The 23543-nt window shown below is 58.3% G+C and carries 23 protein-coding genes, 1 tRNA gene and 2 pseudogenes; 17 read left to right on the forward strand and 9 right to left on the reverse strand.

Annotated features, from left to right (window positions below):
- Positions 1-85: 85 nt before the first annotated feature.
- From HGP13_RS19100 to HGP13_RS19110, 3 genes are all read right to left on the reverse strand, one after another.
- A complete protein-coding gene (locus HGP13_RS19100) occupies positions 86-349 on the reverse strand; it encodes a hypothetical protein (protein ID WP_172228163.1) in 264 nt (87 codons plus the stop codon).
- A 182-nt stretch (positions 350-531) separates the two neighbouring features.
- The gene (locus HGP13_RS19105) at positions 532-1224 is read right to left on the reverse strand and encodes an SOS response-associated peptidase (protein WP_172228165.1); all 693 of its coding nucleotides are present in this window, start codon (positions 1222-1224) and stop codon (positions 532-534) included.
- Between the two features lie 32 nt (positions 1225-1256).
- A complete protein-coding gene (locus tag HGP13_RS19110; RefSeq protein ID WP_172228167.1) occupies positions 1257-1535 on the reverse strand; it encodes a hypothetical protein in 279 nt (92 codons plus the stop codon).
- A gap of 534 nt (positions 1536-2069) precedes the next feature.
- Here HGP13_RS19110 and HGP13_RS19115 point away from each other — a divergent pair.
- From HGP13_RS19115 to HGP13_RS19145, 7 genes are all read left to right on the forward strand, one after another.
- A complete protein-coding gene (locus tag HGP13_RS19115; protein WP_172219737.1) occupies positions 2070-2432 on the forward strand; it encodes a hypothetical protein in 363 nt (120 codons plus the stop codon).
- A gap of 5 nt (positions 2433-2437) precedes the next feature.
- The gene (locus HGP13_RS19120) at positions 2438-2662 is read left to right on the forward strand and encodes a hypothetical protein (RefSeq protein WP_172228169.1); all 225 of its coding nucleotides are present in this window, start codon (positions 2438-2440) and stop codon (positions 2660-2662) included.
- Between the two features lie 235 nt (positions 2663-2897).
- Positions 2898-3689 carry a sce7726 family protein gene (locus HGP13_RS19125; protein ID WP_210266380.1) on the forward strand — a complete coding sequence of 264 codons (792 nt, stop codon included), beginning with the start codon at positions 2898-2900 and terminating at the stop codon, positions 3687-3689.
- Positions 3690-3694: 5 nt separating this feature from the next.
- On the forward strand, positions 3695-4639 hold the full coding sequence (locus HGP13_RS19130) for a sce7725 family protein (RefSeq protein WP_172228171.1): 945 nt from the start codon (positions 3695-3697) through the stop codon (positions 4637-4639).
- 8 nt (positions 4640-4647) lie between these two features.
- Positions 4648-5712 (forward strand): RES family NAD+ phosphorylase, encoded by a 1065-nt coding sequence (locus HGP13_RS19135; protein ID WP_127365468.1) that lies wholly within the window; start codon positions 4648-4650, stop codon positions 5710-5712.
- Positions 5713-5820: 108 nt separating this feature from the next.
- On the forward strand, positions 5821-6366 hold the full coding sequence (locus tag HGP13_RS19140; protein WP_172228173.1) for a hypothetical protein: 546 nt from the start codon (positions 5821-5823) through the stop codon (positions 6364-6366).
- 6 nt (positions 6367-6372) lie between these two features.
- The gene (locus HGP13_RS19145) at positions 6373-6582 is read left to right on the forward strand and encodes a hypothetical protein (RefSeq protein WP_172228175.1); all 210 of its coding nucleotides are present in this window, start codon (positions 6373-6375) and stop codon (positions 6580-6582) included.
- A 121-nt stretch (positions 6583-6703) separates the two neighbouring features.
- Here HGP13_RS19145 and HGP13_RS19150 read toward each other — a convergent pair whose 3' ends face one another.
- The 4 genes and pseudogenes from HGP13_RS19150 to HGP13_RS19165 form a co-directional block, all read right to left on the reverse strand.
- Positions 6704-7201, reverse strand: a complete 498-nt coding sequence (locus HGP13_RS19150) for an N-acetyltransferase (RefSeq protein ID WP_172228177.1) — start codon at positions 7199-7201, stop codon at positions 6704-6706.
- A gap of 62 nt (positions 7202-7263) precedes the next feature.
- Complete coding sequence (locus HGP13_RS19155) at positions 7264-7878, reverse strand: hypothetical protein (RefSeq protein ID WP_172228179.1); 615 nt, start codon at positions 7876-7878, stop codon at positions 7264-7266.
- Positions 7851-7940: transfer RNA gene (locus HGP13_RS19160), tRNA-Ser, on the reverse strand. The genes HGP13_RS19155 and HGP13_RS19160 overlap by 28 nt, the downstream gene beginning before the upstream one ends.
- Before the next feature lie 235 nt (positions 7941-8175).
- Positions 8176-8268 (reverse strand): annotated as a pseudogene (locus HGP13_RS19165) (IS5/IS1182 family transposase); the annotation flags it as partial.
- Positions 8269-8300: 32 nt separating this feature from the next.
- Here HGP13_RS19165 and HGP13_RS19170 point away from each other — a divergent pair.
- Positions 8301-8441, forward strand: a pseudogene (locus tag HGP13_RS19170) (transposase); the annotation flags it as partial.
- Positions 8442-8508: 67 nt separating this feature from the next.
- On the opposite strand, the gene HGP13_RS19175 reads toward HGP13_RS19170, so the two are convergent.
- Positions 8509-8766, reverse strand: a complete 258-nt coding sequence (locus HGP13_RS19175) for a helix-turn-helix domain-containing protein (protein ID WP_172228181.1) — start codon at positions 8764-8766, stop codon at positions 8509-8511.
- Between the two features lie 235 nt (positions 8767-9001).
- Here HGP13_RS19175 and HGP13_RS19180 point away from each other — a divergent pair, with 235 nt between their 5' ends.
- From HGP13_RS19180 to HGP13_RS19200, 5 genes are all read left to right on the forward strand, one after another.
- Complete coding sequence (locus tag HGP13_RS19180) at positions 9002-9214, forward strand: hypothetical protein (protein WP_172228183.1); 213 nt, start codon at positions 9002-9004, stop codon at positions 9212-9214.
- Positions 9215-9537: 323 nt separating this feature from the next.
- A complete protein-coding gene (locus tag HGP13_RS19185) occupies positions 9538-10377 on the forward strand; it encodes a metallophosphoesterase (RefSeq protein ID WP_172228185.1) in 840 nt (279 codons plus the stop codon).
- 121 nt (positions 10378-10498) lie between these two features.
- Positions 10499-12613, forward strand: a complete 2115-nt coding sequence (locus HGP13_RS19190) for an AAA family ATPase (RefSeq protein WP_172228187.1) — start codon at positions 10499-10501, stop codon at positions 12611-12613.
- A gap of 125 nt (positions 12614-12738) precedes the next feature.
- Positions 12739-13497 (forward strand): metallophosphoesterase, encoded by a 759-nt coding sequence (locus tag HGP13_RS19195; RefSeq protein WP_172228189.1) that lies wholly within the window; start codon positions 12739-12741, stop codon positions 13495-13497.
- 314 nt (positions 13498-13811) lie between these two features.
- Positions 13812-14246 (forward strand): peptidylprolyl isomerase, encoded by a 435-nt coding sequence (locus tag HGP13_RS19200; RefSeq protein ID WP_172228191.1) that lies wholly within the window; start codon positions 13812-13814, stop codon positions 14244-14246.
- A 527-nt stretch (positions 14247-14773) separates the two neighbouring features.
- Here HGP13_RS19200 and HGP13_RS19205 read toward each other — a convergent pair.
- Entirely contained in the window at positions 14774-16876 is a 2103-nt protein-coding gene (locus HGP13_RS19205; RefSeq protein ID WP_172228194.1) for a DUF262 domain-containing protein, read from the reverse strand.
- 413 nt (positions 16877-17289) lie between these two features.
- On the opposite strand from HGP13_RS19205, the gene HGP13_RS19210 reads away from it, so the two are divergent.
- From HGP13_RS19210 to HGP13_RS19225, 4 genes are read left to right on the forward strand one after another with little or no spacing between them, the layout of a single operon-like run.
- Positions 17290-17943: a DNA methyltransferase gene (locus tag HGP13_RS19210; protein ID WP_172228196.1), complete on the forward strand. Its 654-nt coding sequence runs from the start codon at positions 17290-17292 to the stop codon at positions 17941-17943.
- Entirely contained in the window at positions 17940-19592 is a 1653-nt protein-coding gene (locus HGP13_RS19215; protein ID WP_172228198.1) for an Eco57I restriction-modification methylase domain-containing protein, read from the forward strand. Before HGP13_RS19210 ends, HGP13_RS19215 begins: the two co-directional genes overlap by 4 nt.
- On the forward strand, positions 19585-22545 hold the full coding sequence (locus tag HGP13_RS19220) for a restriction endonuclease (RefSeq protein WP_210266313.1): 2961 nt from the start codon (positions 19585-19587) through the stop codon (positions 22543-22545). The genes HGP13_RS19215 and HGP13_RS19220 overlap by 8 nt, the downstream gene beginning before the upstream one ends.
- A complete protein-coding gene (locus tag HGP13_RS19225) occupies positions 22545-23183 on the forward strand; it encodes a hypothetical protein (RefSeq protein ID WP_172228200.1) in 639 nt (212 codons plus the stop codon). Before HGP13_RS19220 ends, HGP13_RS19225 begins: the two co-directional genes overlap by 1 nt.
- The last annotated feature ends 360 nt before the right edge of the window (positions 23184-23543 follow it).

The following is a 23543-nucleotide window of genomic DNA, read 5'->3' on the forward strand; positions in this document are numbered from 1 at the left end:
GAGGCTGGCATTCTGCTTAGCGTCGGGCCTTCAGCCAGCCAGCCGCGACTATTGGGACACTAGCACAAGGCGCATACAAGAGAGTTCATTCCATATCTGGAACTTCGCCACTGACGAACAGCGTCGTGGGCGGCCCGTAGTCACCCAGTGCAGGGTCTGCGTCACGGCTCCATGCTATGACGCCGACATGACCGGCTGAAAGGCCCTTGGCAGTGCGGATCGCGCGGTCTTCGCTCTGCTGGTCTGCCGGACCATATGCCGTGAAAAGCTCGCCGTCGTCGCCTCGATCAAACGCAACGACCACAATCAGCTTCGGCTTTGCGGGGGTAGGCAGCACGTTGTCCGACATTCAAATCTCCTAGAGGAACCGCTCGCCGTCGCCGCGGTGCTCGAAACAGAACCAATGGGGTGCCTGCCTTGGCTTCGCGAAACCCCAGCCGGCGTCTCAGCCGCAACCCGAGTGCTCACAGAAGTGATGCTGGATGCCCGGCGGAGTGACATGGTCCTGCCTGGGCAGTCTGAATTCGTCGCTCATAGCAGCTTGATTGGTTCGATCAGCCCTGCGTAGTCATTGGGCTGCTTGTTGATGGCCGCCGCGTTGACCTCCCGGCCGACGCGGTAGAATTGCAGGTTCGCGTCGATGTCCTGACTGAGGATGTCCTTCAGGTCGCCGGCTGGCGTCTTGGGATCGAGCCAGGCGTCGTAGTAGGCTGGACCGAGGATGAGCGGCTGGCGGTCGTGGATCTGATTGACCGGCGCCGCTGACGGCTCGGTGATGATGGTGCAACTGGTGATTTCGAGATTGGAATTGTAAGCCCACAGGCCAGCAAATGAGAACGGAGCGTGATCGGGCTGAAAAATGAACCATGGATCCTTCTTCCCGTCTGCCGGCGATATCGTCCATTCATAGTAGCCATCGGCTGGGATCAGGCAGCGCCTCGACTTGAAGGCATCTCGAAACGCAGGCGTCGTGTCGACGCCTTCGATCCGAGCATTGAACATCGCCGCTTTGGGCATTTCCTTCGCCCAGAAAGGCACCAGCCACCAGCGGCCGGTTCGGAGCCTGTGGTTGCCGTCATCGCCGGCGGTGATGAACGGCACCTCGTCGGTAGGCGCTATGTTGTAGCGTGGAGCGTCATTGCGGCCGACCTCAGCGGGCGCCGTCAGCCGGTAGAGGCGGTGGATTTCCGACCATGACAGATATCGGGTGTAGCGACCGCACATGTCTTACCCCTAGTTGCCCGCAGAAATCTCGATCAGTGGCGAACGTCGGCCTTCGTGATTTCCCGGAGATAGATGTCGGTCTGATGGCGTATGGCCTCCGACAGAGATAACGCAAGATCGGGGTCGTCGGGATAGTTCGCCAAGGACCAGGTTGCGGTAAGCTGGGCAATGGCCACTTTCTGACTAACATCGGACAGGCCACGCATCTGCTTGGCCATCCTGTCGACCGCCCTGTCAATCGCTGGACGCTCACGCTTTACCAGGGCGTAAAGCTCGGGCTGTTCGGATTCGGTGGCGATGATAGGTTTCATGGCTGGGTCTCCAATTTGCCGTTAGTGAACAAAAAGAGAACGAAAGAGTCAAGAGCCCCTTGACCTGACAGGAATATGTTCCTCATTTCAGGGCATGCCGGAGACCTACGCACCCAAACGACGGGACTACCCGCTGTCCAATCTCAACGATGGCCGGCGCTTGGTCCGCGTGACGTGCCGATACTGCAAGCGGCTCTGCAACTATTTTCCAGATGACCTCATCCAGATTTTTGGCGATGTAGATGTCGACTCTTTGGCGCGCCGTATGAAATGCGAGAACGGCAAGGATCACGGTTCGCTCGATGTTGTAGCGTTTGCCCCAACTGGGCGCGAGGCAGTGGGGCTCCGGATTCGGCGACTAGTAGCGATCAAAATCAATCGCGTGCCGATTTGGCGAGACGATCCGGCGTAGGCGCGCGCTAAGGTCGGTTTTGCACTGCGCGGTTGGATACCTGATAGGTGCACCACAGCGCCGCGGCGTGACGCTGGACTCTCATCGTCAGAGGACGCATTCTTCCCTTAAGGGAAGGGGTCATGGGCACTTCTGTTCATGCTAACAGGTTGCGGAGGCGACGGCCTTGGTGGCGCTCGCTTCTGCGCTATCGTCTCGGCACAGTTCTGGTGATGCTCGCTGTCACTTCCGCGGCCTATTTTGCCGTCGATGTCCGGCATGATCTGCCCCGAGTTCATTCCTACGGTTCGTCGACCAGCAACTCTGCCGTTCGCAAGGTGGGCTGCGACATCAAGGGCAACATCAACGAGCGGGGCGAGCGCATCTATCACATGCCAGGCCAGGAATACTATCTGGCGACGCGCATCAATCCAACCCGAGGCGAGCGCTGGTTCTGCTCGCAATGGGAAGCGTGGTGGGCGGGCTGGCGTAAGGCGAAAGTGTAGAGGGGATGGCGATTTTCCTTTTGCTTGTCATTGTCATCGTCCTAGTTGGGGCATCGGTGTTTTTTGGCGCTATGGGAATCGTCCTTGGACTGTTCGCCGCTGTGTTCGTCCTGGTCTATTTTTTCGGAATGACGGTCCAAGGGTTCCTAATCAGCTTCGTGGTCTTTCTGGCCGGTCTCTTTGTGTTCAACCTCTTTTTCCCGGACGATCGCCCGAAAGGCAAAGGTTGATTGTTTGGGCTGCTGCCGATACGGAGAAGGCCACAAAATGTACTTCGCACACTCAAATCTTGCCGGATTCCCATAATAGACGGTCTGAGGTAGACTAACGGATAATCTGCAAGCTGAGTCCGGCAGATCGTGGGGGAAAGTGGAACTCAATACGACGCAGCTGTCGGCACTGACGCGCCTGTTTTCGTCGACCGTGTTCGGTGAACTGGCGAAGAAGGGGCGATCTCCGCTTTTGATGCGCCTGTTGGGCCACACGGTGGACGTGGCGCCCTGTCAAAGCCATGCCACGATCGGCGATGCGTTCGAAGCAGCTTTCGCCGTGCTGAAGACTGCCGGCATGCGCAACGAGTATGTCTACCGTTCGGCACTTACCCAAAAAATATTGATGGGCAAGCACTCGCTGCGCACTGCATCCATGCTGAATGAGTTTCGGGCCGGGACGTGCAAGGCTGATCTCGTGATCCTCAATGGGACCGCCACGGTCTATGAGATCAAGTCGGAGCGGGACTCACTGGCACGGCTGGCGAACCAGGTTCAGAACTACCAGAGGGTCTTCGCGACAGTGAACGTCATCGCGAGCGAAGATCACATAGAGGGCGTGCGCCAGGTCGTCCCCGGCGAGGTTGGGATCATGTGCCTATCCCGGCGCTATCATGTCTCAGTCGAGCGAGAGGCGATCGACCGACCCGATCGCATCTGCCCGGTGACCGTGTTCGAATCGCTCCGGTCGGCAGAGGCGGCGGCAATTCTGAAAGCGCTCGGCTTCGACGTGCCGGCAGTGCCAAACACACAGCGCCATGGCGTCATGCGCGACCTTTTCGCCAAGCTCGAGCCCGCTCCGCTCCACAGCGAGATGGTGAGCACTCTCAAGCGCACCCGCAGTCTTGCGTCGCTCAGCGATCTAGTCGATCAGCTCCCGGCGTCACTTCATGCCGCGGCCCTGTCTGTGCCGGTGCGCCGCTCGGATCATGGCCGGCTCGTCGAAGCCGTGGCGACACCGCTCGATGCGGCGATGGCTTGGGCGTAGCGCGTATGTACAATCCTTATTTTCGGGGGAAGCAATTCGAACTGATCACGATCCGGGAGACGGCCGGGCTGATGGCCGGTGCCGGCTTCGTGCCGATCATCGAGCCGGTGAAGGAAGCCCTGAAGGGCCTCGAGAGGACGCTGCAGACGATCAGCGATGCCGGAGGTCGAGCGATCGTAATCGTCAATCCCTATCACGGCGACCATCAGGAAGATGGCGTCGGCATAACCAAAGTGCTGCAGGCCGACTATATCGGCAATGACGCGATCTCTGCTGGCATCCTACTGCGCAGCAACACGACCTTGGCCCAGGCGATAGCCGCCTGTGAAGCTCATAAGGACCACAATCCGACATTTGTGCATGCTGGGTTCACGTCACAGAAGGCGCTGGCCGAATATCTCGGCGAAGACCTGCCGGCTTCGCAGCATGTGTTCATCGAGGAACACGCGAACACGCTCTATCGCAAACATTTCGACGGCAGCACGCGCGTTCTCATACGCGATGGCTTCAAGCGTCTAAAAAATGCTGAATATGCGAAGACCCCTGTCGAGGAATTCTCCGAGCTACACCTCACTTACAGCAGCGATCTGAACATGGCCGGCTTTGGCGATTTCCTGGTCGTGGGGGATAGCTATTCCGAGAGCGGCGGCCCGGCCTATGCGGTTGCGATCCACCTCACCTTCATTGATCCCGACAAGGACGACGTGATGTACATCTATCACTTCGTCTCGACATCGAACGACACGCCTACCGACCCGGCAGGCAAGTTCGCGCAAGCGCTCAAGAAGCTCATCGACAAGCTCAACACCGGAAACTCCAAGCTGCTTGAGACCGATGCGATCAAGGAGTTTCGCGACCTCCATGCGAAGGGCCACTTCCCTGGCCTCGGTCATGTTAAGAAACTCGCGATGAAGCATCATATCGAGACGCTCGCCGGCTATCTGGGCTGAGACTGGAAATGTCCAAACGGCGATGCTGCCCGGAATGCTTCGACGATCGCGGCCTTCGTGAGCAGATCTTCCCATTCCTTGGTCCTGAGCACGGCACCTGCAGTTTCTGCGGCACGCCCGACGTTGACCTCCTCGAGCCGCTGGCGCTGGCACCCTTTTTCGGGCTGGTCGTTAACGTCTATGAGCGAAGCGAGAACGGCAAGTCGCTCGCCGAGTGGATGAAGGGGGACTGGCAGCTGTTCTCACATCCAGCTATGGACGTCGCGCACGCCAAGGAGTTGCTCGCCGAGATACTCGACGACGGCGAGATTGTGCGCGCGTCGTTCGTGCCATCGCCCAGCTACAAAAGCGAAGGGCTGGTGCAGTGGGAGACGCTGCGCGACGAGATGATGTACCGGAATCGTTGGTTCCTGGACATGAGCCTTGATACTGACCGCTTGCGCCAGCTCCTCGACCATCTCCCGGCCGCAGATCTGCCACGGAAATGGTTTCGCGCCAGGATTCGCGCCGGCGATGAAATCTATGAAATCGACAAGATGGGCGCGCCACCCAAGCGCCTGGCGTCGCACGGTCGCGCCAATCCGGCAGGCATCCCGTATCTTTACCTGGGATCAATGCCAGAGACGGCGGCCGCAGAAATTCGACCCCATACAGGCGAGGTCGCCTGTGTCGCGGACTTCACAATTCCGGAAATCCAGGCTGTCGATCTGCGCAATCCGCGCAAGCTTGTGTCTCCCTTCATCCTCGAAGATGCCGGCGCCATCGGCCAGCTGCGCGCAGATCTGCCGTTTCTTGAGCGACTCGGTGAGGAGCTGACCCGACCCGTGCTGCCGTCGGGCGCCGCGATCGATTACATCCCCAGCCAGTATCTTTGCGAATTCATCAAAAAGAGCGGCTTCGACGGTGTTGTTTATCGCAGCTCAGTCAGTGACGGCATCAACTTGGCTCTGTTCGACCCCACCAAAGCCCAAGGCGGCGGCGTTTCCATATACAACGTCGACCGAGTCTCTGTTCAAGTCTCGCAAGCCGTAGAACCAGGCGCGGGCAGGAGAACACGAAGCGGCGACGGATAAAGGCGGGCGGGCGACAGCCCGGCATCCCACTACAGCAACTCGACCTTGTTTCGCACTTGACGATACCTCAAGCTGATGATGTTTGGTCCCCTAGAGGGAGCCAACACAATGCAGTTGATTAATCCGTTTCGCACAGGGCTTCTCAAGGATTGCGAGAAGGGCGATCTCATCGCGCTGAGCTCTTCAGAGCGGCAGCGACCGGCCTATGCCGTGCTATCGCATTTCATCAGCGATCAAGGCGACCATCTCGCGGTGCTGGCAGTCCTTCGACCATCAGACCAGGACCCGCCAAATCTCAGGGTGATCAACAGCCACAACGACTGCATCAATCTCGGATCGAAATGGATATTCGAAGTCGAGATGCCGGATGCGGCGGCGGCTGGTAGTGGATTCGAGGAGGATGGTTCGAGGCCAGGCATCGTGACAATCGCCGGCAGCGCCCCGATCATTAGGCTCGGCCGTGAGCCCGGAGACACTCGTTCGCCGCCATCACATTTCAATTTTTCCACGATGCAGGCGGAAGCCGCCGCGCCGCGTGGATACACTGTCTCGGTAGGCCGGTGGGCTGTTTGGCTAAACGAGGAGAAGCGGAGCCGTGTCGACGCCGAACCGCTGTTTCGGTGGCCTACTCAGACCGCACGGACGCCGGCCTGAAAAGGCGTGTTTTCGGAAACCGAACGCCCGGCAGTTCACTCGGCCTTGAAGCACCTGGTGGCGGCGCAACCAGTCACGAACGATCAGCCGAACGGCTTCCGGCCGCGTGACGTCATGCTCGGCAACGAATTGATCGACGCCGTCGAGCAAGTCCGGCTGCAAGCGGACCATGATCGGCACGCCCTTTCCGGTTGGGGCGGGGCCGCGTTTCTTTGATACCACGGTTTCTTGCTCTGGCATAAAACTCTGATATCACAATTCTTGCTCTCACGGAAGCACTGGGGCTGACGTGACGGTGCCGTACCCGCCGTCGAAAGGCTGCGGGCCGGTTCCCCGCTTAGACGGCAGTTGGTTCGAATTTGCGCACATATTGCAGCACTGGCACTTCAGCAAATTTGTCGATGCCAGCTTCCGGCTGGTTTGAGATCGTCGCTGCGGCTACTGCTTGCGAGACTGGATTGTCGGCACCGACGACAGCCTCCACAAAGAATGTGTGGACGTTTGCATTGGCAAAGCCATGCTTGAGCTCTGCAAGGGCTGCTGTGACCACCTCTTTCGCGCGTCCTTGGTTTCGACATTGCTCGGGAACAGCGTATCCGAGCTGGAAACACGGGAGCCCTTGCATAGGCTCAGCCACCGCCAAGATGGCGATTGCTGTTACCGTGCCATCTTTTTGGATGCGCGCGTAAGTGAACCGAGGACTCCCAGCGGGCTGATCTAGCAACACGTAAAGATCAGGGTCTAGTTTGCAGTGCTCAGGAAAAATCTCCCCATCTGCAAGGGCTTTCTGGAACGATACCAGTCCAACGGCAGGGTCGGTTAGCTGTTGCGTCATAAGATAAACTCCATCGATCTACCAGCCAGCTCGGCGGCGTGCGCCGGGCGCAATTGCCTTCCTCACGGTTTCACGACCCTGCCTCGATATTTGGGGCAGAGCATTGTGAAAGCTGGCGCGGCGAAGATCCCGCCGGATGCACAGTTCGCCTCGACGGGCATTTTGAAGGTCATTTCCCCCAACCTGAGGGTGCCCTTGGTGCAATTTGCCTCCGCGCTAATTTCGTCGCCAAGGAGGGCCACCTTCGTTTCTCGAATGCACTTTTCCGGTGACGAGAAGCTGCCTTGGTCCACGTAGCCTTCATGGCACGCCTTAACGATATCCGGTTCGCTGAACTTTGCCCTGGCCCGCGCATGCTTGGTGTTAATGCCCGTAAGCTCGATAACGGTCGCAGGGGGCTCGATACAGCTTCGCTGTAGCTCGGCGCCTAATGCCGCGGCGGCAAACGAAGAGAATCCGGCGGCGAAGATGAAGGCTCTAATCGAGGACATCTTCAGGAGCGCCAAAAGAGCGGAGATCGACCACCGACGCGGTTTGTTTAACGTCCCGTCCGACATGGATCTTCCTCCGGGTATCTCGTTGTTGGGCGGTTGTTCCTTGTCGACGGCTTGCCCAAGTAGCAGTTCGCTGATCTGCGTGTCGCGGGTACTGGCGGAGCGAGTGTGATTCGAACCCACGGTACCGTTCCCGGTACGGAAGTTTTCAAGACTTCTGCCTTAAACCACTCGGCCATCGCTCCAAATGTGATATTTACGTGATATTTTCCAGATCTCGATCCCCGTCTGATACCAGACTTCTGCGGTTTCTTCCTCGCTTTGCAACGGTTTTCAAGACCAGAGCCCACAAGAGGCCGGGCATTTCCTATTCCTGCCCTATTCAAAGATATTTCTGATTTCTGGGAAAGGGCGAAGGAACTTATGAAATCAAGAGGCTGGGGAACCTGGATTCGAACCAGGACTAACGGAGTCAGAGTCGTTCATCATCAGGTCCCGAACGCCTGCGTTCCGCCTTCGTACGAAGGGGTTGTAGCAGGTCGTTCTTGGCCCATAGCGTTCCGGTAGGTCGCGCATGCCGCGCTGGATACTGATTCAGGCTCACCATGAGCAGATATGACCTCGATCGACTTCGAGTGGCGCGTGATCGAGCCGCTGCTACCCAACAGCCGAGAGAAGTGCCACGCGTTGACAATCGGCGTGTGCTAAATGGAATCTTCTTCGTTCTGCGCTCCGGCGCGCCATGGAAAGCCGCTAGTCGGTGGCGGCGAGGCAGGCCTATTGCTGTCACCTGCCGACGTTGCGGGTCCGATCTCACTTTCTTGCGTCCGGCTTCCGCATCGCAATGGCAGGACCGTGGTCGGCAGTAGACGGCAGAAATACCACCCCGGCTTTCTCGAGCGCTGTTCGAACCCTGTCCACTACGTCGAACGCAACCCCCTTTCCGCCAGCTTCGATCCTGACGATCGTCTGACGGCCAACCCCCGCGCGCTCGGCCAGGTCTTCCTGGCTGAGTTCCAGCAGCGCCCTCGCTACCCGCATCATCCGGATGGTATCGGAAAAGGACTCCATCGGCCAACGAAGCGAGTAGCGAACTTCGTGTCAACAATTGGGACATTATGTACCAAATTATGGACGTAAGGATTCGAATCAGGTACATAGTGACCACACCGGGGACGCGATCCCGATCTCACGCCGGAAAGTCGGCGATTCGGGCACTGCGGGTAAGAGCGAGTTAGGGGGCGAGCAGAAGGTGGCGGACCGCAAATGGACGCGGCCCTATGAGCGATGCGAGAAGAGAGACGTCATGCTGCGCTTTGGACCAAACATCGATCTTGATCTGACAGCTTTCGGGGAGGAAAGAGTCCGGCTTGAGGCTCTGGTCGCCGACCTTTGGCACGTTAGTCTCAACAAGCGCCCGGCGTCGAGCGCCACACGTGATGCGCCGATCCTGGAGGAATGGCGTTTGGCGCTTCGCCCGACCCTTTGCCTCACCGGATTGACCACAGGGCATCACTGACCGGCCTTCCCAGCTGATACCACCGGGACTCTGTTCTTCCCAAACCGAGTTGCTCGGAGAACATCCACAGGCCAGACGTCACAATCGCCCGTTGCTGGCCCGGAAGCTTCGGATGTGTCTCGAAGGATTCGTGAGATGGTGACCGCTCCGCAAACAGGAATCCCGCTCTCCGAACGTCTTTCGTCCGACGCCGACCGGGTCGCAGGCTCCACAGAACTCCAGGACTCCGTCGGAACATCGGACCAGAAGAACTGCCGATCAGTAGCCGATCGCGACGGTATCGATATGTCGGGGGCCAAGCCCTCGACCGATCGAGGATCCAAATGAAACTCTGGATCTGGTCCGACCTCCATCTCGAGATGCAGGAAATCGCGCTGCCCTCTGCTGCTCCCGACGGCGTTGATGCGATCGTTTGCGCAGGCGACCTGTCCTATGCTCCCGATGTCGAGCGACACGCCTTCGACATCGTGCATCGATACGGCGTGCCGGTGATCTTCGTGCCGGGCAATCACGAGTTCTACAGCAATCGCGGAGCTCGTCCGCCGCGAACGAAGCCTTCGGATCACCGTCTGATGAAACAGGCGGCCGAGGCGTCGAGGTCCTGGGCGCAGCCGTTTCATGTCCTCGACGACGACACTGCGGAACTCGGCGGCGTGCGGTTTGTCGGCGGCACGTTGTGGACCGATTTCCGAATGTACTTGGTGAACGAGGTCGGCGTTCGGAGGCGGATGCAATCGGCACTCGCTCAATTGGCGGATTTCTCGAGAATCTGGCTTGGCGACGGCGAGCAGCTGTCGCCGCAGGTTATGCTCGGTTTCCACCTGCTGACCCGCGGATTCATCGAGCGCCAGCTGGCGATCCCGTTCGATGGCAAGACGGTTGTCGTCACGCACCATCTGCCTCACCCGCATTGTACACCTGCGGCTTACGTCGGCAGGGAAAGCAACTACCTGTTTGCCTGCAGCAAGGAGGCATTCGAAAGTATCCTGACTTCAGACGCGGCGCCGGCACTCTGGGTCTGCGGCCATACGCATCACTACTCTGACGTCAAGGTTGGCCGAACGCGGATCGTCTGCAATCCGTTTGGGTACCTTGCGGTCGCCAGCGAGCGCGACAACGATTTTCAGTGGGACCTCGTGATCGACACGGAGGACCTGACGTGAAGACCCCGAGTGCCTTGCCCTGCAGGGCGGATCCTCTGCTGCTTCGGACGCCGGCGGCGACTTGGCTGGAGATGCCGTGCTGTGCCGAGGGCTGTTCAATGCCCTGTGATCGGAGAACGTAATGTCCGGTTCCACGCCGAAGTCGGCTGTCGCCAACAAATCGAACGTCATCCAGTCTGATCTCCTGGCGAGGGCGTATCTTGATATCCTCGCCCGCCAAGAGGGCGTGAACTCCAGGCCCATGTTGCGAGCTGGGTCTGGCGATCCGTCCGATCCCGTCGAAATCCTTCTCGACGACCTGATGGACACGCCAGCTGAAGAACGCGTATCGGTCCGTCCCGACCTCGCGGCCGTGGCAGTGCTGACGGCCCGCGCCGTCGAGGCCGAGCCCGGGTTGACACGGACATTGCGGCGCGGAGCTCCGGTGGTCACCATCGCCACCCATACGCCCGACCGTGTTGCGTCTGTCCAAAAGGTGATCGAAGTCTGCGCCCTCCCGGACGAGCGTTCCATTGTGACCAACGGCCGCCAATCGAGGCCGGGACAGGACGACGTGCTGATCGTCGCCAGGGACGGAACCGAAAAGAGCCATAAGCCCGACTCCGGCAACGACTCCGTCGCCGACGCGCTGCATGCGCGTTCGACGATCATCGGCATCGCGCCCGATCCACGGCGGCAGCTGCCACGCGACCTGATGCGATCGGCGGAGTTCCATCTGGTCTTGCCGGAAATCGATCAGAGCGCCCTGCTGCTCGTCATCGAGGCAGTCACGGGCAAGCGGCCGGAGCGATCGATCGATGCAGCGGCCATCCGGCTGCTCGACATCGCCGATCTGGTGCTTGCGTTGCGGCCGGACCGCAGCCCCGAAGACTGCGTCGTAAGGCTCGAAGATCTCGTCGCGGGGAAGGGAGAGTTCCATTCAGACGGACCAGCGCTCGAGGACCTCGACGGCTACGGAACAGCAAAGGACTGGGGCATCGAACTGGTCGCCGATTTCGCGGACTACAAAGCAGGGCGCATCAAGTGGGACGAAGTGGATAATCGCGGGCTGCTGCTTTCCGGTCCTCCGGGCGTAGGCAAGACGAGCTATGCTCGGGCGCTCGCAAAGTCGGCACGTGTGCCGCTCGTCGCGACCAGCGTCGCTGACTGGAGTGCGGCAAGCTACCTGTCGGGCACGCTACAGGCGATCAAGGATGTTTTCGCACGGGCGCGCCAACTAGCGCCCTGCATCTTGTTCATTGATGAGCTCGATGGCATTTCCGACAGGGCGCGCTTGAGCGGGGACTATGTCGAGTACTGGTCCCAGATCGTCAATTTGTTCCTGGAGCTGCTGCAGGGCGTCGACGAGCGGCCGGGCGTTGTCGTGATAGGGGCAACCAACCATCCCGACATGATCGACCCGGCGGTCAAACGGGCAGGTCGGCTGGATCGTGAGATTGCGATAGCAAGGCCGGACGTGAAGGCGCTCGCCGGGATTTTTCGCCATCATCTCGGCAACCAGTTGCCAGAAGCCGACATGGTACCCGTCGCCTTGGCCGCGCGGGGCGCAACCGGAGCCGACGTCGAGGCTTATGTGCGCAGGGCCCGAGGCGCTGCAAGACGCGGACGCCGCGAACTGCAACTCGATGACCTTCTGGCAGAGGTCCGCTCGAACAGGGAGCCTCCCTCCCGCGAGGAGCGGCGCAGGCTTGCCGTGCACGAGGCAGGCCACGCTGTCGCCGCTACTTTGCTTGGCCGCATGGAGGTCATCGGCGTTTCCATCGGCGATTGGGATGGTTTGACCCAAATCGCCGACGTCGACAGCGGCACAAGCCCTGAGCATTGCAACGATATCTTGGTCATGCTGATGGCCGGTCGTGCCGCCGAAGAGCTGGTGCTCGGCAACCCCTCGGCAGGCGCGGGCGGCGCGCCAGGCTCCGATCTTTCCCACGCCACCGAACTCGCAAAGAAGATGGAGCTGAGGTTCGGCTTCGGCGAATACGGCCCCGTGTTTCTGCCCGATGGGGCGCATGACCCGCTCACGACAGTTCCGGGACTGTTCATCGCCGTAAAGAACCGCCTGGAACGTGCGATGGCGGGCGCCGCGGAGTTGCTGGCGAAGAACAGGGCGGTCCTGGATGCAGTTGCGGACGCTCTCGACCAATCGGGTTACCTGTCTGCGGACGACGTCTCCCGCCTCGTACGAGAGGCCGATGGTTGCACTGAAGATCATGGCGGGCTGCGGCGATCTGAGTGAAGCAGGGAAGCGAATGACCTCACCGGGCCGGTCGCGCGTCGATCGGACGGAGGAGATTCGTCAGCGGCTAAGATGTGAATCCTGGCAGGGATCCCCCGCCTGAATGAACCAACGGAACTATTCCTATGAAAATCTGGCTGTTTTCCGATCTTCACCTGGAATTTGCCGATCTCCGCCAGCCGCTGACGATCCCGGATGCAGACGTTTGTGTCGTCGCGGGAGATCTTTGTCGCGCGCCCGCCAACGGCGCTTACTGGTTGGGCAAAAACGTCGTGCCGGCGATGCCTTGCGTATATGTCGCGGGCAACCACGAATTCTATAAAGGCTCGATCAAAGAGGGGCTGGAAGACGGGCGCGGGGCGGCCGCCCAGTTCCCGAATGTGCATTTTTTGGAGAACGATTTTGTCGTGATCGACGGCGTTCGGTTCCTCGGCGCCACGCTTTGGACCGACTTCCAGATTGAGGGACACCCACATGTCGCAATGTTCCATGCTCGCGAGCGCATGAACGACTTCAAGCTGATCGCGGAACAGCGCAATCCATGGCGACGTTTCCTGCCGGGGACGGCGTATCGGATGCATCGGGAGTCGCGCAAATTCATCGAAACCACTTTGAAAGCCGATCCGGTCAAGACCGTCGTGGTCACCCATCACCTGCCGCACGCACGGTCCATCCCTTCGCGCTTCAAGGGTGATTTGCTGAATGCCGCCTTTGCGAGCGACCTATCAAACGTGATCGAAGACGGACATCCAGCTTTGTGGGTGCACGGACATACTCACGACAGCTGCGACTATGAGATCGGGAGCACGCGCGTAATCTGCAATCCGTACGGTTACGACGGCGAAAATAGCGCCTTTGATCCGGCGCTGGTCGTGGGAGTGTAGTAGCGAGGCCGCCATCGATAAATGCAGGTTGTGCCACTTGGCGTGGGCGCCTCGGCACACGATCAGCGCGCCGAACTGATCGATCAAATGGCCGCGGATCAATCTGAACAAAATTGTGGTTGCCGATATCACGAATAGGCGGCGGCGAACGCCAGCTGATCATACCCGCGTACCTCACATCGGCACTCTGGGTTTACATCGGCAGCCAGGCCCCTAGTTTTAGAGGTTCGCGCCGTGCACCTCCTGAGTGCGGGGATGATCGAGAACGGGCAGCTTAGGCCGGCCCCCAAAAAACTTCCGAAAGGATAACTGCTATGACACAGGCCAAGAATGGCGACACCGTGCGCATCAACTACAATGGACGCCTAGTCGACGGCACTCAATTCGATTCTTCCGGCAGCGAACCGCTGCAATTCACGTTGGGTGAAGGACAGGTGATCCCCGGTCTTGAAACCCATGTCGAGGGCATGGAGGTGGGCGCGAAAAGCACCGTCACCGTTCCCGCCGACGCAGCCTATGGCCCCCACCGCCCCGAAGCGGTCATGACCATCGATCGCGCCAAGGTGCCAGACAACATCAATGTTGATATCGGCACTCGATTGCAGGTCAGAACCCGCGAGGGGCAACCCATGCCGGTAACAGTCGTCGAAGTGGACGACGCCAGCGTCAAGCTCGACGGCAACCATCCGTTAGCCGGGCAGGATCTGGTGTTCGAGGTTGAACTGGTCGAGATCGTTCAGGCGGCGTAGGGCCTACCCCATACGGCCCAGAATTGGTCGGCTTCGCGACGTCCCTTACGAGCATTCCCCGGCAGGTGGCGATTCAGGCAAGATCGGGAGTTGGCGGTAGCCATGGTCCGCGCCACCTCGGCGGCGCGGCCTCGGCGAGTTCCTCGTTCGTAGGGTTACGTTCAATGAATGCTGGGCCCGACTTTGCGACACTATGAACGCGAAGGATTCCATGTGGCCATGTACTTCTTGGTCATGCGTGATCAGAAATTTACCTATACGCCGCTGGCTGTCAGGTTTGATCATTTTTGGAAGCTCGACCACTTCTGGCGTTCGACGGACCCATGCTGAGAAATATCAAAACGGCGCCGATGCATAGCCAAGGCTTTCCCAGTCCGGCACTCTTGTCTTCCCTGCGGCTTTATCGCTTTGCTCGACGCCAACCTGCCGCACGAGCTTCGGCCTCAGAGCAAAACCAGCGCTCGCCCTTTCCGGTCGATATGACTGTCTCGGCATAATGTTCGGTGTGCTGTCAGGCGGGAACACCGCTATTCCGCGGCTGCTTCGCGCCGCCAATCGTCAGCCACAAGCCAGCCGCCTTGGTCGTCTTGAAAGTGCCAATCATTCCAGCCGTTCCGATGGGTACGGGTAATGAACCTCGAAGCGGCGGAAAGCGACCCGAACTTGCGGTCTACTCCATCGACGACGAGCGTACCGTTCTCGATGTGACCATCATAGCGGCGGCCTGCATAGGTGAAGCGACAAGCGGTGCCATCGGTCGGCAACCCGGACGCGCCGGCTGTAGTCTCAGCTTCTTCAAGCGGCGAAGGCGCCATCCAAATATGAATGGCATTTTGGAAGAGCAAAAGCCCGCGTTCGGTAATGGAGGCCTCATCCCAACTATCGAATCGATTGAGATCGCGGTTCAGCGCGAGGCTCGAATGAGACCTCACCGCCGGCATTTTTGCGCTGTAAGGACCATTCGACACTGTCGAGTTTAACGCACCCGTTAGCAGCGTCAGATTGCCGAGCCGGTTAACAACCGCATCACGTTCCGCTTGCCTGGTCAGATGGTCGATATCCATGTCGTCGTCGTCTTCGAGATGCTCGAACCCTGGGACTTTCCAAGCCTCTCGCCATTGTTGGGGCATAATGTGTTCGATGGTGAGCGCTGATTTGATCTCGATGTCTTCGTTGAGCGCGGACCTTTTGGCCATCTCGATCGCTTCGAAAAGATATCGCAACCTCGGCTGGCGTGCCCCTTTGTACTGATCTCGGCCGAGCCAGGCGTTCCGCCACTCTTCGTCGCTTGGCCAGCGGTCAATGTCGGACCGTCGGCTGGAAAGATATGCGACCATTTCATCGAGCTTGTCGTTCTCGGCTTCGCGAAGACGGTCGATGAGGCCGACGAAGAGTCTATTGTAGTTCTTGTTCGTGAGGCCGCAGATGTCCCGCCGCAGGATATAGCTTTCGAGAACTTCGAGAGCGCTGTCGATTTCGTGGGCCACATTGGGGTCGGTGGCGAGATAGATTACCAACGGCATGACCGTCGACACGTCGAACGCATCAGCGAATCGCCCGAAGTTTCCTATAGGATCGTTCAAGCCCTGGTCAAATAAGCGCTTCTCGATCGCAGCTGTAGCAGAAATCGACTCCAGTTCCGTGGTCACGTCCGCGAAAGGTCGATCGGTGAGTATCCACCGACGATAGTTATCGAAGAGCCCCTCGACCGACACCAAGTCTCCGATGTGCATCGCAAGATGATCGGTGAGCATCCAGTCGAGGCGAGTTCGGGTCTGCCGCCCCCGGGAGGCCGGCCGGCCCCAGAACGCCCTGTCGAGTGGCAGCCAGTGCTTCTCATAGAGCTTATCCACAACAAGGGAATGGTGCGCCTGACCGAGACCTTTCGCCCGCTGGAAAATGAAGTTGCGCATCAAATCGCCCGGTGTGAGGTCCACGCCTCGACTGTTGAGCGTCTCGAAGATCGTTTGAGGATCGTCTCCACTCTCAAGCTCGATCGATACGGCGGCGAGGCCTTCCTTCAAGGCCTCGAACAAGATTTCCAGCCGGTATTCTTCGAAGTCGCCGTCGGCGGTGACCTGCTGCTCGATACGACCCTTGAAATAGTTGTGAGCTGCTACCGACCTTCTGACCACGCCATCTTCGTCATTGGGTCGCGGTCCTATGGCATCGAGGTCCGTTGTGGGATCGACGATGGAAACGAGCGACCGTCGGTCGGTGATGGAGGGCCATAGCTTAAACCGCTCGACGTCAGGACTCTCCATCACACCATCGTTCAAGAGGTACTTCTGAACCTCGGCCTCATATCGGGATCCATAGGCTTTGGCTACATCTCGAAGCGCTGCTAGAAGCAGTTGGAATGTCGTCAGCCGCTGCTGGCCATCAATGATCTCGAATGCCTGCACCTGTTTTCCAAAGGTCTTTATTTGGGCGATGACGATGGCGCCCATAAAATGAGGGGTGAGGGTGGAGCGGTCCTCCATCAGCCTCGACATGGCACGCTCGATATCTTCCCACAGCAGGTCAAGCTGTGGTGCAGCCTTCCAGGCATACTGGCGCTGGTATAGCGGGATCAGGAACCTCTTCTTGCCGTCGAATAGTTCTATGATCGATCGTGTGTATGGTTTCACTGTTTTCCCCGAAGCGCTTACTCAAAAATATCGGTATTAGAGTCTAGTCACATTACGCAAGCGGATACTGCGGCGTTGTCGCTGCCGGCTTTGTCGGTGGACTGCGAAGTGGCTCCGCCGCGCGTAGAATTCGCGTTGAGCTTGAAGTCTCTCCCGAGATGGTAGCTTCGTGCCCCCGAAAGGCTGTTCCCTTGTGATCGGGTCGAGACCTAGATGCTTTGAGCACGATACCCTTTGTCCCTAGGCGGCGGTTGCGCATCGTGACGCTTTCTGCAGAGTCTGAGGCATGAGCGGTTGCGGACGCGTTGTCACGAAGCCTTCAAGATGCCACGAACAGCCTTGGTCCATAGCGAGACGGCACGTAGGCGAAGCTCCCATTTACCGTAGGCACGCAACCTGTCATGTATCGCCAAATGAGCCTAATCAAGTCGAAGAAGCGCGTTGCTGATCACGGGGAGGTCTTCACTCCCACCTGGCTGGTGGACGCAATGCTGGACCTGGTCCAAGGCGAGGCCGACCGCGTCGATGCGCGATTTCTTGAGCCTGCATGCGGCAGCGGCAACTTCTTAGTCAGGGTTCTTCAACGGAAGCTTGCCGCCGTCGAAATCAAGTTCAGCAAATCTGAATTCGAAAGGCGACATTACGCGCTTCTCGGGCTGATGTGCACCTACGGGATTGAGCTCTTAGCTGACAATATCGCGGAATGCCGAGCGAATATGCTCGATGTTTTGACGGAGTATTTAAGCATCGACGAGGCGGATGACCTGTATCGCGCAGCGTTCTTCGTGCTGTCGCAGAACCTTTTGCGTGGCGACGCGCTGACAATGCGGTCGGAGAACGGCAAGCCAATTATCTTCGCCGAGTGGGGTTATCTCGGCAAAGGGAAGTTCCAGCGTCGGGATTTCCGACTGGATGTATTGACAGGGTCATCAGCCTTTAGCGCCGAAGGATCGCTGTTTGCTCATCTAGGCAAGCATGAAATTTTCACTCCGATTAAAACTTGGCCAACGATGACGGTTAGCGATCTGGCCGCCGCCCGTGACGGCATCCCGCAGGAGGCTGCATGAACACGCAAGCGGGTTTTGCCCTACGGGGCCGCAATCCCGACGTGCTGACCTGCATCGCGAACTTGTCGAACGACGAGGTCTTCACCCCACCCGAGTTCGCGAACCGCATGCTGGACACGCTGGCCGATGCCTGGGCAGCCGAACATAATGGCGCGAACATCTGGGCCGATAAGACCGTAAAGTTCCTGGACCCATTCACGAAGTCGGGGGTGTACTTGCGGGAAATCACCAGCCGTCTAACTGCCGGGCTGGCGAGTGAGATCCCCGATCCGCAAACTCGGGTGGATCACATCCTGACCCGACAAATCTTTGGTATTGGCATCACCCAGATCACCAGCCTGCTGGCCAGGCGAAGCCTATATTGCTCCAAGTATGCCAATGGCGCCCACTCAATAGCCCGCAGCTTCAAAACTGAAAGCGGGAACATCTGGTTTGAACGCACCGAACACACATGGATGGCCGCCAAGTGCAAATTCTGTGGTGCGAGTCAAGAATCCTTGGACCGTGGCGAGGGCCTTGAGACCCACGCCTATGCGTTCATCCACACCGACGATATCAAGACTCGGATCGCCGAGCTGTTTGGAGGCGACATGCATTTCGACGTGATCATAGGAAACCCGCCTTATCAACTTGACGACGGCGGGCACGGCACCAGCGCAGCACCAATCTACCAGCTGTTTGTTGACCAGGCAAAAAAGCTCGAGCCGCGATATCTAACGATGGTCATCCCTTCGCGCTGGTTCGCAGGCGGCAAAGGTCTTGACGACTTTCGGGAGTCGATGCTTTCCGACGATCGCCTGCGCTCTCTTGACGACTACCTCAGTGCCGCGGATGTCTTCCCGGGCGTAGGTCTAAAAGGCGGCGTCTGCTATTTTCTGTGGGATAACGAGAATCGAGGTCCATGTCGCGTCGCTACTCATTTCAAAGATTGGCCGGTCTCGGTAACGACACGTCCGTTGCTTGAGAGCGGCGCAGATGTCTTTATCCGATTCAATGAAGGTCTCTCCATCCTTCGGAAGGTAGTCGCCCGCGAAACGGGGCAAGACAAAATCATATCTCTGCCAGCGGAACGTCGATTTGATAGGCTCGTCAGTTCGGCCCGCGTATTCGGTTTTAGAACCTTCTTCAAAGGAAGGAAGAATAGATCACCCGGTGATTTAACGATCTATCAGAATGGTGGAACGGGTTACGTGGCTCGGAGTGAAGTGACTTCCGGACAACACCTAATTGATCGGTGGAAACTATTCGCTGGATATGCCGCACCTGGCACCGGCAACAGGGACACCTACCCTCACCGAATCATAAGCACGCCTTTCGTAGCCGGTCCTGAAACAGTTTCATCCGAAACGTATTTGAGCATCGGGCCCTTCGACACGAAGGAGGAGGCCGAGAGCGCGCTCTCTTACCTCTCTTGTCGCCTTACACGCCTTCTGATCCTTCTTCACAAGTCCTCCCAACATGTGACCAGAAAGGTCTACACCTTCGTCCCCGTCCAAGACTGGACGCGGACGTGGACCGATGCGGCCCTATATGCCCACTACAGCCTGTCCGACGATGAGATCGCTTTCATCGAAAAGATTGTCCGCCCGATGGGATTGGAGAGAGATCTGGTGGGCGACGTCTCGGTGGACGACGGCGACGATGAATAAGCCGAGTATCGACGAAATCCTCGCACCGAAGCCGGAAGCGCGCCCACGCATCTACGCTTATGCAATCGCCGACGAGGCGCACGCCGGGCTTCTCAAGGTTGGCCAGACAACGCGTGACGTGAAAAGTCGCGTGGCGGAACAGCTTCGCACCGCCGCCATCAAGAACTTCCGCATTGAGCTGGACGCGCCTGCCGAGCGCGAAGATGGCTCCATCTTCTCCGATCACGACGTGCGCGCAGCGTTGGCCCGCAAGGGCTTTGTAAGAAGCGAGCTGGAATGGATGCGCTGCACGGTTGCCGACGTGGCGACCGTGCTCACTGAACTGCGGACAGGGAAGAAGCTGGGCGGCAACCATCACCAGACCTTCGGAATGCGCCTCGAACAGGCTGAAGCGGTTCGTGTGACGCACTCCTATTTCCATTCCCGCTGGGCCGAAGATGTGCATGCCGTACCGCGTTTCCTATGGAACGCGAAGATGCGCTTCGGCAAAACGTTTGCCTCCTACCAGCTGGCGAAGACGATGGGCGCCAAGCGGGTGCTGGTTTTGACGTTCAAGCCCGCCGTAGAAGACGCATGGCAGACGGATCTTGAAAGTCATGCGGACTTTGACGGGTGGCAATACCTGTCGCGATCCTCGGGGAGCGATCCGACACAGATCGAACCCAAGAAGCCGGTTGTCTATTTCGGCTCCTTCCAGGACTTGCTGGGCCGGGATGCGGCCGGGAACATCAAGCCTCGCAACGAATGGCTGCACCAGGTGAACTGGGACCTTGTGGTGTTCGACGAATACCATTTCGGCGCTTGGCGAGAGACCGCCAAGGAACTGTTCGAGGGCGAGGAAGATTCAGTCGCCAAACGGGAAGCCAAGCTCGAATACGCTGCCGGGCTGGACGATATAAACGAGGACTTGAATGTTCTGTCGCAGAAGGAAACCGATTTCCTTCCCATCACTACCAAAGCATATCTCTACCTCTCTGGCACGCCGTTTAAGGCGCTGTCGACGGGCGAGTTCATCGAAGAGCAGATCTTCAACTGGACCTATACCGACGAACAGCGCGCCAAAGCCGAATTTACCGAGCGAAATCCGGACAAGTGGAACCCATATGGTGCGTTGCCGCAGATGCGGCTGTTGACCTACCAGATGCCCGACGAATTGTTGGCGGTTGCAAGTTCAGGCGAGTTCGACGAGTTCGACCTGAACGAGTTCTTCTCGGCCACCGGGACGGGTAATGGCGCAGTGTTCAAGCACAAGAGCGACGTCCAGAAATGGCTGGACATCATCCGGGGCCAGTACGCGCCGAGAGCTGTCGAAAGCCTCAAGACCGGCACCAGGCCGCCATTCCCGTATTCCGATGTGCGCCTGTTGCCCTACCTGCAACACTCGTTCTGGTTTTTGCCAAATGTGGCGGCATGTCATGCGATGGCCAGCCTGTTGGCTGAAAAGCACAACACGTTCTGGCATGAGTACGGTGTGGTGGTGGCGGCCGGTGCGTCCGCCGGGATTGGCCTTGAGGCGCTGCCGCCCGTGCGGAAGGCTATCGGAAGCGGGTTCGATACCAAAACCATCACCCTGTCCTGCGGTAAGCTTACCACTGGCGTGACGGTTGCGCAGTGGTCTTCCATCCTGATGCTGCGCAACCTAAAGTCGCCGGAGACCTATTTCCAGGCGGCGTTTCGTGTCCAGTCGCCATGGTCGATCAAGAACCCGAATGGCGACAATCCGAACGAGGAGGAAATCTTCAAGCCCTCCTGCTTCGTGTTCGACTTCGCGCCGACGCGCGCCCTTCGGCAGCTTTCAGAATACGGCATCGGCCTATCACCGAATGAGCCAAATCCAGAAAACGCGGTCCGGGATCTGGTCTCATTTCTGCCAGTGCTGGCGTATGACGGCGCAAATATGATGCAAATCGATGCGGGTAGCATCCTCGACATGGCGATGGCCGGCACCTCGGCCACGCTTCTCGCTCGCAAATGGGAGAGCGCGCTGCTGGTGAACGTGGACAACGATACGCTGCGCCGGATCATGAACAACGCCGAGGCGATGGCAGCGGTCGAACGCATCGAGGGTTGGCGCACGCTAGGCGACAACGTCATCGAGACCATCATCAATAGGAGCGACAAGGTCAAAGAACTCAAGAACAAGGCCAAGTCCGGGGAACTGACGGAAAAGGAGAAGAAGGAACTCACGGACGAGGAGAAGGAATACAAGTCCAAGCGAAAACTCGTGCAGGAAAAGCTGATCAAGTTCGCGACCCGAATTCCAGCATTCATGTATCTGACGGATTTCCGCGAGAATACCCTTCAAGACGTGATCACCAAGCTGGAGCCGGATCTGTTCCTGACTGTCACGGGGTTGACTGTGCAGGATTTCCACCTGCTTGTGCGTCTCAAGGTTTTCAACACCGAGCAAATGAACCAGGCGGTGTTCGCTTTCCGCCGATACGAGGACGCCTCGCTGCGGTATACAGGCATCGAGAGCCACCAAGGGCTGACGCATTACGGCCTTTACGACACGGTGGTGGCTAAGGAAGCCTTACAATGGGCCACCGTCGAAACCGCCATCAAAAAGCGTATCTTACAGCATTGGGGCGAATCTCCTGCTGCCTTGTGCGCCCTCAGCATTATTGACGGCATCGAAAAGCGTGGGCTTGTCGAAAGCTCAACGCTCCGAATAAGTGACATCCTGACAATGCTTGATATGGAGGAACTCTCTGGCGAAATTGTCTCCGCATTGGCGATCCTTACTCAATCGGAGATCCCGGTTCTTCAAACCAGGGGCGAGTTTATTGATGGCGACGGCCGCCGACACGAATTGTCGCGAGGCGAATTTCAGCGTGTACTGAAAAACGATGTTATGAATCATCCAATTACCAAGTCAGAGGTGGCGCGAGCTGCATCTGTAGTTTGGCCTATCTTTGTGATAGACAAAAATGCATTGGACGCACGCGAGTAATGAATCCCCCTGATCAAACAGTTGCAAGGCTTCGGGATGCGTATGTCGGTACGCCATTTGGCGCCAGCCTTGAATATGTTCTCGCCCAAGATCACGCTTCACGGTTAGTCGCTCTTCAATCCGCCGTGGATTTCGCGTGCAATCAGTTGGAGCAGCACAAGCACAAGAAGCAAGGGGCGGATAAGAAAGGGCTTAGTGAGGACGAGATCACACTGCAGATTTGCGAAATGCTCAACAGTGGAGGCTTTCAGGCCGCCCATGATGACGATACTGGCGGCCACTGCGACATTGTGGTTAAGGGAAGAGACCTCTTCCTCTGGCTTGCAGAAGCCAAGAAACATGACGGCTATCACTGGCTCGACAAAGGCTTCCAGCAGCTTTCCACACGGTATTCTACAGGTACGATAGGACAGGACCATGGTGAGGTGTTGGTCTATTGTTACACCAAAGATGCCAAGAATATGCTCTCAAAATGGCGCGAGGAGTTGCAGGCACGTAACGTGAATCTGAAGACCACTGACTCCTCGACGGGAAATGCACTGATGTTCCACTCAACTCACAAGCACGCCTCCTCTGGGCTAGACTTTCATGTGCGTCACAAGGCTATCGCCCTGTATTGGGATCCCAAGGACAAATAGGATGGTGATTTTCGATCTGAATGGGCGATGCATTGTCGGCACGCCGCAACTCAGCTAAGCCTCCTTTGGGCGCGCTCAGCGATCTGTCGGCAACGCGCGCTGATCTCGAGCTTCCGTCCAAGCAGCTCCACCGCAGTCGAGTGATGCAAGAGCGACAAGGTGCGAGCAGCTCAAGATCGGCCGGCCACCGTGGCGAATGGCAGTTAGCTCGCCCATCACTCGGAAGACCGGACAGACCGCTGCCGGCCCGGAGCGGACTTTCGTCGCCTGTCAGGCGGGCGCCGGCTTCGCGCCCAATTCCGGACGTAAGCAACGGCACCTGGCCCGACCTTGGAAGCGTACATTCCCAACCTTTACTGC

Origin of the sequence: Mesorhizobium sp. NZP2077 (assembly GCF_013170805.1) — a bacterium.
Lineage (GTDB): Bacteria > Pseudomonadota > Alphaproteobacteria > Rhizobiales > Rhizobiaceae > Mesorhizobium.